Source organism: Candidatus Saccharibacteria bacterium oral taxon 488, assembly GCA_013100825.1.
Classification (GTDB): Bacteria; Patescibacteriota; Saccharimonadia; order Saccharimonadales; family Saccharimonadaceae; genus Nanosynbacter.
In genome coordinates, this window is record CP040001.1 from 247,675 (window position 1) to 262,855 (window position 15,181).

The 15,181-nt window shown below is 52.4% G+C and carries 16 protein-coding genes; all 16 read left to right on the plus strand.

The features are described 5' to 3' along the window. Window positions 1–58: 58 nt before the first annotated feature. The 16 genes from FBF26_01280 to FBF26_01355 all read left to right on the plus strand — a co-directional run bounded on the left by FBF26_01280 (window position 59) and on the right by FBF26_01355 (window position 15,180). Window positions 59–553: an NUDIX hydrolase gene (locus FBF26_01280; protein QJU09896.1), complete on the plus strand. Its 495-nt coding sequence runs from the start codon at window positions 59–61 to the stop codon at window positions 551–553. Between the two features lie 58 nt (window positions 554–611). After that, window positions 612–833 (plus strand): AbrB/MazE/SpoVT family DNA-binding domain-containing protein, encoded by a 222-nt coding sequence (locus FBF26_01285; protein QJU09897.1) that lies wholly within the window; start codon window positions 612–614, stop codon window positions 831–833. Continuing rightward, a complete protein-coding gene (locus FBF26_01290; GenBank protein QJU09898.1) occupies window positions 833–1,219 on the plus strand; it encodes a type II toxin-antitoxin system death-on-curing family toxin in 387 nt (128 codons plus the stop codon). The genes FBF26_01285 and FBF26_01290 overlap by 1 nt, the downstream gene beginning before the upstream one ends. A 95-nt stretch (window positions 1,220–1,314) precedes the next feature. Beyond that, entirely contained in the window at window positions 1,315–1,980 is a 666-nt protein-coding gene (locus FBF26_01295; GenBank protein ID QJU09899.1) for an SDR family oxidoreductase, read from the plus strand. A 26-nt stretch (window positions 1,981–2,006) separates the two neighbouring features. Beyond that, a complete protein-coding gene (locus FBF26_01300; protein QJU09900.1) occupies window positions 2,007–3,020 on the plus strand; it encodes a YvcK family protein in 1,014 nt (337 codons plus the stop codon). Next, window positions 3,017–3,631: a hypothetical protein gene (locus FBF26_01305; protein QJU09901.1), complete on the plus strand. Its 615-nt coding sequence runs from the start codon at window positions 3,017–3,019 to the stop codon at window positions 3,629–3,631. Before FBF26_01300 ends, FBF26_01305 begins: the two co-directional genes overlap by 4 nt. Continuing rightward, window positions 3,612–4,772, plus strand: coding sequence for a diaminopimelate decarboxylase (locus FBF26_01310; protein QJU09902.1), 1,161 nt, complete (start codon window positions 3,612–3,614; stop codon window positions 4,770–4,772). Before FBF26_01305 ends, FBF26_01310 begins: the two co-directional genes overlap by 20 nt. A 47-nt stretch (window positions 4,773–4,819) precedes the next feature. After that, window positions 4,820–6,523, plus strand: coding sequence for a hypothetical protein (locus FBF26_01315; protein ID QJU09903.1), 1,704 nt, complete (start codon window positions 4,820–4,822; stop codon window positions 6,521–6,523). Window positions 6,524–6,550: 27 nt separating this feature from the next. Continuing rightward, window positions 6,551–6,976, plus strand: a complete 426-nt coding sequence (locus tag FBF26_01320; GenBank protein QJU09904.1) for a ribonuclease HI — start codon at window positions 6,551–6,553, stop codon at window positions 6,974–6,976. Window positions 6,977–7,016: 40 nt separating this feature from the next. Next, complete coding sequence (locus tag FBF26_01325; GenBank protein ID QJU09905.1) at window positions 7,017–7,994, plus strand: DUF4868 domain-containing protein; 978 nt, start codon at window positions 7,017–7,019, stop codon at window positions 7,992–7,994. Window positions 7,995–7,996: 2 nt separating this feature from the next. Continuing rightward, window positions 7,997–9,517, plus strand: a complete 1,521-nt coding sequence (locus FBF26_01330) for an ATP-dependent endonuclease (GenBank protein ID QJU09906.1) — start codon at window positions 7,997–7,999, stop codon at window positions 9,515–9,517. A 45-nt stretch (window positions 9,518–9,562) separates the two neighbouring features. Then, the gene (locus tag FBF26_01335) at window positions 9,563–10,822 is read left to right on the plus strand and encodes a glycoside hydrolase family 1 protein (GenBank protein QJU09907.1); all 1,260 of its coding nucleotides are present in this window, start codon (window positions 9,563–9,565) and stop codon (window positions 10,820–10,822) included. Between the two features lie 221 nt (window positions 10,823–11,043). Beyond that, the gene (locus tag FBF26_01340) at window positions 11,044–11,457 is read left to right on the plus strand and encodes a hypothetical protein (protein ID QJU09908.1); all 414 of its coding nucleotides are present in this window, start codon (window positions 11,044–11,046) and stop codon (window positions 11,455–11,457) included. 415 nt (window positions 11,458–11,872) lie between these two features. Then, window positions 11,873–12,790: a 16S rRNA (cytosine(1402)-N(4))-methyltransferase RsmH gene (gene rsmH, locus FBF26_01345; protein ID QJU10556.1), complete on the plus strand. Its 918-nt coding sequence runs from the start codon at window positions 11,873–11,875 to the stop codon at window positions 12,788–12,790. 255 nt (window positions 12,791–13,045) lie between these two features. Beyond that, window positions 13,046–13,396, plus strand: coding sequence for a hypothetical protein (locus tag FBF26_01350; GenBank protein QJU09909.1), 351 nt, complete (start codon window positions 13,046–13,048; stop codon window positions 13,394–13,396). A 35-nt stretch (window positions 13,397–13,431) separates the two neighbouring features. Continuing rightward, the gene (locus tag FBF26_01355) at window positions 13,432–15,180 is read left to right on the plus strand and encodes a penicillin-binding protein 2 (GenBank protein QJU09910.1); all 1,749 of its coding nucleotides are present in this window, start codon (window positions 13,432–13,434) and stop codon (window positions 15,178–15,180) included. The last annotated feature ends 1 nt before the right edge of the window (window position 15,181 follow it).

Below are 15,181 nucleotides of genomic sequence, written 5' to 3' on the forward strand. Positions count from 1 at the left end.
AGACAGAATATACTGTAGGCGAAATGGTATCAGCTATCTAGCGTTCGGGTGTAGTATAATGATTTTCATGTCAAAAATCACCAACGGACATATCATCACGCAGAATTTAGATGGAACGGACCATCTGGACTGCCTGTACCGTATCTCGCTCAAAGCATTGATTTATAACGACGCTGGGCAGGTTTTGGTCGTCAAGGAAATTGATCGGACGTATTGGGATTTGCCGGGTGGTGGTATGGATTTTGGCGAGACGATTGAATCGTCGCTGAAACGTGAGCTGTTTGAAGAAGTTGGTTACAAGGGTGGTCTGCGTTATCAGCTTTTTGATGCGTCGGACGAGATGTACATTGAGCGGATTGATGCTAATCAAATCTGTTTTTATTGCCGCGTCTGGCCAGAGAATTTTGATTTTATGCCGGGCGAAGAGGGTGATGAAATAATGTTTATTAATCCTGAGGAATTATTGCTTCAGAAGAGCGAGGTTGACGCGCCAGCTCGAGCGTATGGGGCGCATATGAAATGGCAGGAACTGCATAGCGAAATCGTGCGGTAAATATTGATTTGGTTTCGCTAATATTGCAATAAAATTATAATTTTGTTATAATATCTGCATGACAATCACTACTATTCAGAAGGTTATCAAGATTGGTTCGAGTCGTGGCGTGACGCTGCCAGCGCGGGATTTGCGGGCGCTGGGGATTCGCGATGGCGATGAAATTGAAGTCACGGTACGTAAGCGTTCGGAGGTGGCTGACGATAATCAAGTTCTCAAAACTGCAAATTCGCTCCTTAGGCGATACAAAGAGGACTTTTCTCACTTGGCGAAGCGCTAATGGTTAGTTTGACTCTCGAGCAGATTCTGCAACTTCATGCGCTGGTGCTTGTCAAAGACGGCGGTGCAGGTGGCGTGCGTGACGTTGGACGGCTGGAGGCTGCGGTGTCAACACAGCATCAAGTAGTATTTGGCGAGGAATTATATGCAACAGTATTTGCCAAGGCAGCGGCGTTGATGCGCGGGATTATTGGCGACCATCCGTTCGCTGATGGTAATAAGCGGACGGCAATACTCACTGGACTGACTTTGCTGGAGGTGAATGGGTATAATTTTACAGCACAGCGAGGTGAACTAGAAGATTTTGCTGTCCGCGTCGCGACCGATCATCTCGATATTGATGCGATTGCTGATTGGCTGAAGCGTCATTCGCAGGTGTGTCAATAAATATATCTGGACTTGTCGGCTTGGACGCTGTTTTGATATTTGGGGTACCCGCCCGACATTTTACAGTCCATCACTCCTCCTGCTATAATAACCACATGCATATTATTCTTGGTGGGACGAGTGGGCTTGGACTGGAGATGGCCAGGCAGCTCAGGAAAAATGGTAAGCGCGTGCTGGTGTTGGGGAAGACGCATAACGTTCAGGAGCACGGCGAGGGGTTCCCGTTGGATGTGTACTATCCCGAGCAGGTTGAGGCAGCGCCGGCGCGGATTGAGCAGATGTTGGGCGGTGATACTATTGAACAATTTGTCTGGGCGGCAGGCTATGGTTGGCGCGGTAACTTCGAGGATCAGCCTGATGCGCGCTCCATGGCGGAGGTGAATTTTGCTGGCCCGTTGCCGTTGGTGCAGTGGGCATGGCATAGGATGGCGCAGCAACAGATACGCTCCACACTGACGGTGATTGGCTCAACCAGCAGTATCAAAGCTCGCGGGGATGAAGTGGTGTATGTGGCAACCAAGCACGCCCAGGCAGGGCTGGCTCGTAGCTTGGCGTTGCAGGCAGATGAGCAGCATTTACCGATTCGCGTAGCGCTGTTCTTGCCCGGGGCGATGAAAACACCATTTTGGCGCGGGAATCGGCCAGATGATTATACTTTCTTCAATGACCCGGCCAAGGTGGCTGACCATATATTGACCGCTGTCAACACGCAGTACCAGACGTTCTTAGAGTGGCCGCTACCAAAGGGCACGTTGGTCTAACCTCGCTGAAGTGCTATAATGCGGGCATGACATACGAATTGAATAGAGAATATTTCGGAGTAAAAATTGTAGTAATCGGCGGCGGAACTGGTAGTTTCACGCTGCTGTCGGGTCTGAAAAAATATACCCATAGTATCACGGCACTGGTTAACATGGTTGACGACGGTGGCTCGACAGGTATGCTGCGCGATGAGCTGGGTGTGCTGCCGGCGGGTGATGTGCGGCAGTGCCTGGTGGCGCTGAGTAGTTCGCCAAAGGTGCGCGACTTGTTCAATTACCGGTTTGACGAGGGTAGTATGAAGGGGCATGCGTTTGGTAATTTGTTCATGGCGGCGCTGGAAAAGATGACGGGGAGCTTTTCGCAAGCAGTCGAGACGGCCAGCGAGGTGCTCGGCGTGAACGGACGAGTATTTCCGATTACGCTGGACGATACCAAGCTATCGTTGAAGCTGCGTGACGGTACAGTCGTCGAGGGCGAGCACGCCATCGAGGTGACGAATATTCCGGGTGATGAGCGGCCGTGGCTGGAACTCAGCCCGCCGGCAACGATTAATCCACATGCTCGGCAAGCAATTCTGGATGCCGACCTCGTGGTGGTAGCGCCGGGGTTGTTGTACGGTAGTTTGGCGCCAGCACTGCTGGTGCGCGGCGTGACGCGGGCTTTGGCTGAGACCAAGGCCAAGAAAGTCTATGTCTGTAACCTGGTGACCAAGCCGACGCAGACCGATGGCTTTACGGTGGCGGATTTTGTTGACGAGATCGAGCGGTTTGCTGGGGTGGGCATGGATTATGTGCTGTATAACAATTATCGTCCACCAAAGGAGCTGCTTGATAAATACGCGCACAATGGTGAGTATTTGGTGGAATGGGACGAGGCGGAGCTCAAGAAAAAGCATTACTACGCCTCGGGTAAGCACCTGATCGCTCATGGCGTCCGCCAGCATAATAAAAAGGCCGATCCGCTGGCGGCGCTGCGTAGTTTGATCCGTCACGACAGCGATAAAATCGCGCGAGAACTCATGAGGATTTACTTTTCATGAGTTTGAATCTGTTTCTTGATCTTGATCGCACCTTGTTTCGGACGAGCGAATTGGATGCGGCAGAGTGGGGGCTGCTTGGGCGGCAGTTTGGCATTGATAGCGAGGTAGAGCTGGCGCGGCGGACTGACTTTCATGTGCGCACTGAGAAAGCGTACTATTATGATTTTGCGGCGCACGTACGGGCGGCGGGACTGGATGAAAAGGAGGCGTTCTCGTTCCTGCTTCAGTCGACGTTGGCTGATGGGCGAATGGAGTACGACGGGGTGGCTGAGGTGGTAGCCTGGGCCAAGCAGCGCGGAACCGTGCATGTCTTGACCTATGGTCCAGCGAACTACCAGCGGTTCAAGGCGGCGCTATGTCCGTCGCTTAAGGAGGCAGAGATTATTACCACACTGCAGTCGAAAGGCGAGTATTTCCGCGAGCAGTGTCCGACTGGCGAGGTATGGATGGTTGATGATAAGCCAATCGGCAGCGATCTGCCTGATGGCGTGCGGTTTATCCAGACAGTTGAGTACAATGATATTACGGCGCCAGAGAATCCAGAGTGGCCAGTAGCGACAGCATTGAGCCAGATTCCTGGTATAATTGGCGATGATGAACTTTCCAATTGATCAACTGCCTGAAGTGCTTGATACGCCGAGCTTTGTATATTCAAGGCGGATGTTGAAGGAGCGGGCCCGGCGGGCGCTGGCGTGCCGAGTGCCGTTTGGCTTGACCGTCCGTTACGCCGTCAAGGCGAATTCGCACCCCGAGATTATACGGCTGTTTGATGAGCTGGGGCTGCAATTTGATGCCAGCTCAAGCTACGAGGCGGTGCTGCTACTCGAACGAGGAGTGAGCGGCCCAACGATTAGTCTCTCCAGCCAGCAGCCGGCGCACAACCTCAATGAACTGCTCCAGGCTGGCGTGCGTTACGTGGCGACATCGCTTCGTCAATTAGAGCTGTTTGCGGCGAGTCCACACCGCCCAAATACGGTCGGTCTGCGGCTCAATCCTGGTATGGGCTCGGGGCACAATAACCGGACGATGACCGGTGGGGTTAATTCCAGCTTTGGGCTGTGGCATGCCTATGCCGAGCAGGCGCTGGAGTTAGCGAGGCGTCATGGCATGACGATTGATCGGCTGCATATTCACATTGGTTCGGGTGCTGATCCGCGGTTGTGGGGCGAGGCGATGGACGCAGCGCTGGCGCTGGTTGGGCGACTGCCGAAGGTGACCACTCTAGATATTGGCGGTGGCTTCAAAGTGCATCGGTTTGGCGATGAGCAGGAGGCGGATCTGGCGGTAATTTGCGAGGTGTTTTCTCGGAAATTATCTCAGTTCGCTGAGGAAACTGGGCGGCGACTGCATCTAGAAATTGAGCCCGGAACCTGGCTGGTAGCACATGCTGGCGTGTTGGTTGCGGAGGTGGTGGATATCGTTGATACTGGTGCGGATGGTCACACATTTTTGCGCCTTAATACCGGTATGAATGACATCACGCGGCCAGGGATGTATGGCGCGCAGCACGAGATGATGGTACTCGCGGGTCGCGAGGAGCAGCGAGAGTACATCGTGGTGGGGCACTGCTGTGAGACGGGCGATATCTTGACACCAGCGCCCAGCAACCCAGAGAATCTCGCATCGCGGCAGCTGGCCCGGGCGGAAATTGGCGATAAGCTAGTGATCTTTGATGCGGGGGCGTATTGCCAGAGTATGTCGCTGAAACAGTACAATGCGTATCCTGACGCCGGCACCTATTTTATTGACTAAATATACATCATCTGTTATAATAGCCCAGTTTGATAACGAACTGGATTATGAGTGAATTATGTTCTTCGTGCAGTGAGCAGCTAGAGCAGCTGGGCACGCCACAAAAGAAATTTGAGATCAATCTTGAACGTCCATCTCTTGAGTTTCCTTTTCAGTTGACACTTGAGGGGTATTTTCAAGGTGAAGGTGTGAATGAACGAAAGGATCTGGTGGAGCATGCTGAGCGAACGATGAAACTGGTGGAGGAGTTTGCCGGTTTGAAACTGCCGCCTGAGGCAATTCATGCCGTGCTACTGCATGACGTGGTTGACCGCTTTCACAACAGAGATAGCCAGAAGTGCACGCCGGAGCGTCGACAGGCCGCCGGCTTGGCTCTGGCCGATGTATTTACGAATCCTAAAACTGGGATGACGCGCGAGCAGGGTGCATATGTAGCATCGCTCCTAGCGGACCTTATTGAGACGGAAAAGGCTTCTGGCCGGCACCGACTACAGGTGGCTAATACTATTCCTGAAAATATCAGAGAGATTATCACGGATCGTTATAACGGTTCGGTGCCAGCTGAAGCATGGCGGCAGATCGAGCCATTTGTTGATGTGGAGCAGATGGCTGAGTTTTTGGATAAGACCAATATCGAGGCGGTGATCATCAAGGCCTGTGAGCTACTCGACAATATGCGCTATCCGTCATCATCACGTGAATCTGCCAAACTGCAGGATGTCTTGGAGGCGGAGTCGTTCTATGCACCGCTGTGTGAAGTGATGGGGTTTGATGGGCTGGCGGCAAGCCTGCGTTCACAGGCACATATCATTCGGCTGAAGGGGCAGGGCAAGCATGATCTCGTTAAGGAGATTCGTGGGCAGTATGAGACAATTCGCCACGTTGGTGTCCGCAATTTAGTTAATACAATTTTTGGTACTGAGCAAGTTGAGACCGAAGCAGTGGTCGGTCCGCGTAGCGAAGAATCATGCCCGAATCGGTCGATTCATATTGGGGATTTTTTGGCACAAAACGGTAAGGAAGTAGAGGGAAAATATCGCCTGAAAACCGTGGGGTCGTGGGCAGCCAAGGTGCATGAAGCTCGCCAGAATGACAAACTGGAGTATACGCCGATGGACGTACTCGGCCTGACCGTTATATCAGGTACGGTAAAGGATCAGGCACGTGATTTCGTGGAGTTTTTACAGCGGCGAATTGATATGAACCCAGCGTTTCAGCTGAAAAAGGCCGCCAGTAAGTCCAGTGCCATTTGTGTCCATGGTACGGTGGATTATGTTACTACCGTGCGCCAGGAGATGGAGCAATGCGGGTTTGATATAGGGCGCTGCGAGTTTGTGGTTCAGGATGATGAAAGTGTAAAGCAGCGCGGTCAGAAATATCAGGTTTCTAAAGTGACCTTTTTGATGGATCATCCAGGAGTAGACAAGGGCGTGCCGGTCGAAGTGCAGTTTGTCACCAAGGCCGAGCGGCAACGCTCGCGAACGGGAGAGGTGGCGCACATCATCTATAAATATATTCGCCAGTTAGAGCAGCAGCGCTCAGTCTCTGCTAAGGATAAATTAGAGCAGCAGAACTCAGTCTCTGATAAAGATAAACATTCCATTGCTCAAACGATGTCTCAGCTGCTTAGGCAAATCCATCAGCGGCGCGACTATGCCAGCCATGATCTCATGGTAAACGAGCGTTCAACTCCGGCGCGTGATGCATTTTTAGAGGATTTGTGGTATTTCCTGCAGTATGAAATCGCCTAGGTTCGGCAAACTATGTATAATCAGGGTATGACAATCTACTACACTGACGGTTCAGCTAGCCCCAATCCTGGCCCGGGTGGCTTTGCGGTCATTCGCGATCTTCAGCCGTGGATTTTGGGCTCGGAGGACGGCGAGACGACTAACATCCGTATGGAGGGCAAGGCGCTGATTGCGGCGCTGCGGGACGCGGACGAGGCACCGTGCGTGATCTACACTGACAGCGAATTTTGGATCAATGTGGTGACCAAGTGGGCGCCAGGCTGGCAGCAGCGCGGCTGGACAAAGAAGGGTGGTGAGATCAAGAATCTGGATATCGTGCGTGAACTGTATGAGCTATACTCAAATTCGCAGGCGGATCTGCGCTGGGTGCGTGGCCACGAGGGCGACGAGGGCAATGAGCTGGCGGATGAGTGGGCCAACCGAGCGCGTGAAGGCGAGCGATTAACTAAATAGCAGCTGGCGACATCTGACAAAAACTGCTATAATTACCCTCATGGAAGAAGTGAGGGAAACGACTGATATTTTTTTGTGGGCCAATCAAACTGACGCAAAAAAGAATAATCTATCGATTGAGCTGTTTTTGTTTAATAAAAATTACACGCCGTATTTCATGCCCCTGAAGGGCGATGTCGAGCAGCAGCTCCGGCCGCTATTTTTGTTTGATTATATCAATCAAGTTAATTTGGGCGCCGGTACTGGCCTTAGTGTGCGGGATTATGAACTGAGCGAAGCAGAAGACAACGTACTACTGCGGACGGATCTCGCCAGGGTTGGCCGGGCGGAAACCTTGATTCATTTGATTGAGCATGAGCGCGGCGACATCGTGGAGTTTTCGGAAACCGAGCATGAGTTCAAGCGGATGAAAGGGCTGATAGCGCGATTTACTGATCCGAACGATCCAGAAAAAGTCTTTTACACGGTGAAGCTAATCCAGCAGGGACAGACGCTGAAAAGCGCGCTGGCGTGGGAGTTTTCTGACGGCAAGTTTGGCGCATTTAAGGCGGAAGTTGGTTTTAAGGTGCCGGATGACAACCAGGTGCTGATCATCGGTCAGGATATTTTTGCCTTTAATCCAGGCAAGTTTGAGCGCATGTTTGGCTATGAGTACAAGAAGCAAGTGATTGCCGATAAGAAGGTGGCGGAGATCGAAAAGGAATATAAATTGAGTTTTCCAGAAGGCTTGGACCTCAATGCGCTGGTCAAGGAGCGCAAAAAGACCATCAATAAGTTGCAGAAATTGGAGATCGGCGAGGTTAAGCAAGAGCAGGTGCTGGACTATGCCGACGAGATGCAACTAGAGCTGATGAGTGATGATAACGGCGCGATTATCATTATGGACGGTAATGATCTGGATATGTTTGTGAACTTGATCAATGAGGATTATATCGAGAGTAAAATTACTGGCAAGCGCTACGAAATTAAATCGAAAAAACTGCTGGGCGAGCCAGAGGGCGAACCGCCGCGAGGTTAAGTATGGATCAAGAATTGGCGCTGGCGATTTTGATGAGCGGTCGGTCGGCGCTACTGACGGGCGCGGCTGGGACAGGTAAGACGCATCTGTTGAACACGTTTATTATGCAGGCGCGTGACCAGGGTAAAAAGGTGTCGGTAACAGCGACGACGGGCTTGGCGGCGACGCATTTGGGCGGCAATACAATTCACAGTTGGAGTGGTATTGGTGTCAGTGATTATCTCGCGAACAACTTTTTTGATCGGCTGTCAAAAACGCGGCGTGAGGTGATTACCAAGACTGATGTGTTGGTGATTGACGAAATTTCCATGTTGCATGATTTTCGGTTGGACATGGTTGATCGGGTGCTGCGCGGTGTCCGGGAAAATGACCAGCCGTTTGGTGGCGTGCAGCTGGTGATGAGTGGTGATTTTTTCCAATTACCGCCGATCAATCGTCCGGGCGAGCAGAGTGGTGGTTTCGTGGTATATTCAGAGGCCTGGCAGGAATTACAGCCGGCGGTGCTATATCTGGAGCGGCAATACCGGCAAAATGACGAGCAGCTGCTGGAGATTTTGACGGCGCTGAGACATGACGATATCAGGCGGCATCATGCCGAGACGTTGCTGGCGCGGACAGAGGTCGAACTGCCTGACGGTAATATCACTGAACTACATACCGTCAATGTTGATGTTGATGCTATCAACAGCCAGAAGCTGGCGGAGCTGGCGGGCGAGGAGCGAACATATCAGCAGACGACGACGGGCTCGAAAATTTATGTTGAGAGTCTGCAACGGTCGGTGCTGGCGCCGAGCGAACTCGTGTTGAAACCGGGTGCGTTGGTGATGGCCGTGAAAAATTCGCCGCAGAAATTGTACGCTAACGGTAGTATCGGTACGGTGGTGGATTTTGAGCCGCTGACCGATTATCCGATCGTGAAGTTTCGTGGTGGCCAGCAGGTGACCATGGTACCGGATGTCTGGGAGCTGCGTGACGGTGAGCGCAAGCGGGCGAGTATTTCGCAGATACCCTTGCGTCTAGCGTGGGCTATCACCGTGCATAAAAGCCAGGGTATGACGCTGGACGCGGCAAAAATTGATCTGAAAAAGGCCTTTGTCGAAGGTATGGGTTATGTGGCCTTGAGCCGGGTGCGGGATCTTGACAATCTGTATCTATATGGAATTAATCGTAAGGCGCTGGAAATTTCACCGGATGCACTGGCGATTGATGAGGTGTTGCAGCGAGCAAGTAATGAAGCAGCCAAGCACTATCGTCCGATACTGGAGGAGATGAAGCGGAAACAGTCAATGCCGAAAAAATCCGCCAAGAAGTCTCAGTCCGCTAGCTGGCAGCAAAAAATTGCCAAAATGCGCGAGACACATCCGAAAGCGTATATGCCGTGGGAAAAAGCCGACGACGACATCCTCAAACAGGAGTTTCTACAAGGCGCGACCATCCAGCAGCTCAGTCAAAAACTTGGCCGGCATGAAGGCTCAATTCGCATGCGACTGCAGAAACATTTTGGGGAGGATGTGGTGCAGTAGCCCCAGGCTGGCAGATGAGCTGATAACTTGGTATAATATACTTTGATGACAACGAAGCAATCTGAACGCATCGTGTTTCCAAAGAAGTTTTTATGGGGTGCAGCGACGTCGGCACATCAGGTCGAGGGCGGCTTGGTGAATCAGTGGACGACGTGGGAGCTTGAGCATGCCAAGCGGCTGTCCGTGCAGGCGCCGCATCAATTTGGTGATATTGACAGCTGGCCGCGCATCAAAAAAGAGGCGACCAGGCCTGACAACTACGTATCGGGGCGGGGTGTCGATCATTACCATCGCTATGAGGAAGATTTCGCGATTCTCAAAAGCTTCAACATGAATGCCTTTCGGTTCTGTATCGAATGGGCGCGAATTGAGCCGCAAGAGGGCGCGTGGGACGCGGCGGCGATCGCCCACTATCGGACGTATCTACGGACGCTGAAAAAGATGGGTATTACACCGGTGGTGACGCTGTTTCATTTTACACTACCAGAGTGGTTTGCAGCTAAGGGCGGCTTTGAAAAGCGGCGCAACATCAAATATTTCGTGTATTATGTTGAGAAAGTTTTGAGCGAGCTGGGGCGCGACATTGAGTGGATCGTGACGATTAACGAGCCGACCGTGTATGCTGGCGAGAGTTATCTCGAGGGGCATTGGCCGCCAAATAAAACTCGCAAGCGTGATATGCTGCGCGTGCTCTATAACCTCGTTACGGCGCATAAAAAAGTGTATAAATTGACGCGTGCTCGCAAAAAATGGAAGGTGTCGATGGCGCACCATCTGATCTATTGCTATCCTGGCGATGACGCGATTCTCAGTCGTGCTAGTGCGCGGGTGGCAAATTATCTCCTGAACACATGGGTACTGCGTCGAGTGCGGCGGCACAGTGATTTCTTGGCGATCAATTATTACTTTGCCCGCCGGATTTATGGCTATCGGGCACATGACCCGTACCTGAAGGTCAGTGATCTTGGCTGGGATATGCAGCCGGATAAATTGCAGTATCTACTGGAGGACGTAGCCGAGCGCTATCGGTTGCCGATTATGATTACCGAGAATGGGCTGGCGGACGGCACTGATAGTCAGCGGCAATGGTGGCTGACCGAGACGATCAAGGCCATGCACGAGGCGCTCAAACATGACGTCAAGCTAATCGGTTATTTGCACTGGAGCCTGCTTGACAATTTTGAATGGGACAAGGGCTATTGGCCAAAGTTTGGCCTGGTGGCAGTCAACCGGCAGACCATGGCCCGGACGGTGCGGCCAAGCGCGCGCTGGTTTGCGGCGGTGATCAAGAAGCTGCGGAAGTGATTTGTCTCGCATAAGCTGACTCTGGGGCTGAGGGGCACTGGTGAGATGGTGTTCTGCTATCGTGTTATACCACTAGACTTTTCCACAGAATCGTGGAAAAGTTTTTGTTTAGTAGGGAAATGGGTAGAAAGTGGGTAAAAAGGCTTGCATGTGGGTAGTTGTGGGTAGTATAGTGGAGTCAGTGGAACGAAAGTTGATGGAAATCACCAACCAAAACAAACATCCACTACGAAAAACCAACTAATCTACCACGGAGGAAGGACGACGTGCAGACAGATTACTTTGAGCGGAAGTTGGACGACAAGCGGCGCTTGACGATCCCAGCTGAGCTCAGGGCAGAGTTTGCATCCGGCGTCGTATTGACCCGCGGGTTTGGCAACTACCTTCACTTATATCCGCAGCAAGTCTGGGATCGGGAAGTTGAGGGCGCGCTGACCGGAAGTATTCTGGATGAGCGCGTGGCCGACCTGAACGTCAAGTTTCGCCGCGGTAAAACCGCCTCGGCACTCGACCAGAAACAGGGTCGGGTGACGATTGAGCAGCATTTGCTCGACTATGCTGGCATTGACCGGGAAGTCGTGGCGGTGCGGGCGGGCGCGTATTTTCGGCTGATGGCGACTGAGAATGCAGATTGATTAGCTGGGGTCAGTACTTTAACAATTTGAAAACCTCTCGAGATCAACTATCTGGGTATTTGAAGATGGCAGGTGGCACTTTGCTCCACGATAAAAACGGCAACGTTCTTTCCTCAAAACACCTCCCAAAAAACTCCACCTCACACATAAGTCTCTTTTGGAAACTATGGTTGTCACCGACAATCATCCATTTTCCACTCTTAAGACAAAAAACAAACAAAACACAAATACAAAACGGCCAGAATTAAATATCCAGTTAGGTGATCTCGAGCGTTGCTATTGTATCTGGTCGCAAGATTTTCGAGATTTATCTCCGTACAGCGATTGCAGCCCAAGTGACGAATGTCGCCTGGCGCGTAAAGAGGAGTAAATCTCGAAGAATCGCCGCGACCGATGATACAATAATAAAGCAATGATGAGTATTAAAGAACATCCACCACAGTCGGAAGCGCTTCAGGTAGGCGAACCGATTCATGTTCCCGTGCTCCTTGAGGTGACCTTGGACAGGTTGCGACCAGCCAGAGGCGAGAGCTATCTCGATCTGACGGCTGGTTACGGCGGCCATGCCAGGGAATTCTTACAGAGGACGGATAATTACTTGGGCGCAGTGTTGGTTGATCGCGATGATAACGCGATTAACACGCTGGGCGATTTGGCTAAAAAAGGCGCGACGCTAGTTCACAAGGATTTTGTGAGCGCAGCGCAGGATTTGGTCAAGCAGGGACGTACATTTGACGTGATTTTGGCTGATTTGGGGGTGTCGTCACCGCAGCTTGACAGAGCAGAGAGAGGTTTTTCGTTTCGGTTTGACGGACCGCTGGATATGCGGATGGATAATCGGACGGAAATGACAGCGGCGGATATCGTCAATTCGTATTCGGTTGATGAGCTGACGCGGCTGATAACTCGTTACGGCGAGGAAAGTCCCGGGCGGGCTAGGCGGATTGCGCAGGCAATTGTTGGCGCCAGGCCGATTCGGAGAACGACTGAGCTGGCTGATCTGATCAAGCACACTGTCGGTCGCGGCGGGATGAAACATCATCCGGCGACTCGCACCTTTCAGGCACTGCGCATTGAAGTCAATCACGAACTTTGGCTGGTTGAAGAATTATTGCCGCTGCTGCCACGTCTCCTTACTAGGGGCGGGCGAGTTGGAATAATTAGTTTTCATAGTTTGGAGGATCGATTGGTCAAGCGATATTTCTGGGAGCAAGTAGCTGCCGGCTACGAGGCCGAGCTGAGCGTTCCAGAGAAAAAACCGGTGTCTGGAACAGAAGATGTTCACAATCCGCGCAGTCGAAGCGCTCAGTTTCGCTACGCCGTGAAAACATAAAACAAAAAGAAGGAGGGCGACACCATGCCAATCCACATCAAAGTACAATTCCAGGACGCAGAAGCAGCTGAGACCGTTGCAGTACGCCGCGGCTAAGTAAGCTCGCTTGATAGTTTTCCCGGAAAAAGTATGCAAGCTCGGCGGCTCGTTCTCCTAGGGTGAGGGCGGGCCGGCCGGCTGCGTTTTCCCGTGTCTTTATGACGCGCTACCAAAAGCATTAAACCGTAACAAATTAAACACACACAGAAATTATTTATGCACACACGCTCATCCACCACATTTACTCCGCGTCGTCCTGGGCCGCAGCTTCGCCGTAACCAGAACGCCACCCGTTTTCGATCACAGACCAAGCTCGGGCCGGTGGCGCATACGGTGCTGGTGGCGCTGATGATTATGGTGCTGGGGCTGGTGTACTTGACACAGGCGACCAAGACGACGGCCTATGGTTACGAGGCGGAGGGGCTGGATTCGCAGTTGAATGAGCTGGCGACGAAAAAGTCAGAGTTAGAGGTGCAGAATGCGCGGCTGACGGCGCTCGAAAAGGTCAAGCACAGCAATGTTGCATCGGCGATGAAAACACCGACGCAGACGAACTATGCTCGCTAGCCTGGGGGTAAAAGTGGTACAATAGGACAAGCGGTATGAAACGTCACTTAACGCAATCTCGAACCGGCGTACTCGCTATCATTCTGTTGGGGATGATGGCGATTTTTGTGATGCGGCTGTTTTATCTACAGATCATTAAACACAGCGAATACGTGTCGCTGGCACAGGCTAGTCAGCAGCGGCATTTCATCATTCCAGCCGAGCGGGGCAAGCTATATATGATGGATGGCGGCGTGGCTGCCCCTGTAGTGCTTAACCAGACGGTCTATACGGTTATTGCTGATCCGCAGACGGTCAAGCAGGAGCAGCGTCAGCAGATTATCGCAGCATTGCAAGAAGTCGCGGGCGGCGAGGTAGTGAGTGACGCGGCCAAGCGGCTGGAGCGCACTGCCTCTCGCTACGAAGTGCTGGCGCGCAACATCACGCGCACGCAAGCCGAGAAGCTAAAGGCCAAGGATTTTGTCGGTATCTTGTATCAAAAGGGGTCGATTCGCAACTATCCGGAGGGGCAGCTGGCGGCGCAGGTGCTGGGCTTTGTTAATGCCGAGGGCAAGGGGCAGTACGGGGCTGAAGGGGCGCTGAATGATAAGCTGAAGGGTCGCGATGGCCTCCTCAAAACGGTGGCGGATGTGCGTAATGTGCCGCTGACGCTGAGTAAGGATAACGTGCGCGTCGAGGCGAAGTCGGGCGAGAATGTGGCGTTGTCGATTGATCGAAATGTGCAGAGTTACGCCGAAGAAGCGCTCAAACGAGGGATCGACAAGGCCGGCGCGACCGAAGGTAGCGTGATGGTGATGAATCCGAATAATGGTCAGGTGCTGGCGATGGCTAATTATCCAACGTATAATCCAGCCGAGTACACCAAGCAAAAAGACGCAGCGGTGTTTAGCAATGCGACGACGATGCTGCCGTTTGAGCCGGGGTCCATTGTCAAGACGTTCAGCATGGCGACGGGGATTGATAAGGGTGTGGTGACGCCGCAGTCAACGTACTCGAACACTGATTGTACTGAGGTGGGGGATCGGAAAATGTGTAATGCTCTAAGGGGGCTTGGCGGCACGACGAGCATGCAGAGTGCGTTTAATAATTCGCTCAATGTCGGCATGATCACGATTGCGCGGCGGCTGGGCGATGGATCGACGATCACCCCGAGTGCGCGGCAGACGCTGTATGAGTATTATCACGACAAATTTGGGTTTGGTGAGGCGACGGGGATTGAGCTAGCGGAGGCGCCGGGGCTACTCTATACGCCGAATCGGCCGGGGGCGGAGGTGAATTACGCGAATATTACGTTTGGGCAGGGTATGAATGCGACGATGGTGCAGGCAGCCAGTGCGTTTTGTTCGGTGGTGAATGGCGGGCAGTATTTTCGGCCAACGGTGGTAGCTGGAACGGTGGATGCGAATGGTGGTTTGAGATTTTCGGCTGCTTCACCACTGCGCAGGACTATTTCTGAGCAGTCATCAGCCACGATGCGGGGCATGTTGTCGACGGCGCGGGCGGTCCTCAATCAGCGTATGCCCGATAAAGACAGGCCGGGCTATGATGTCGGCGGCAAGACTGGTACCTCAGAGACGCTGATCAATGGTAGCTATACCATGGACGAAACAGTAGCGACGTATATCGGCTATGGTGGCGCAAATCGCCCCGAGTATGTCATAATGGTACGTGTCGCGGCGCCTGGCAAGCGCAAGAACTTACAGGGTAACATTCACGCTGCACCAATTTTTACTGATATCTCCAACTGGATGATTGATTATATGAAATTAGCACCGAAGGGATAGC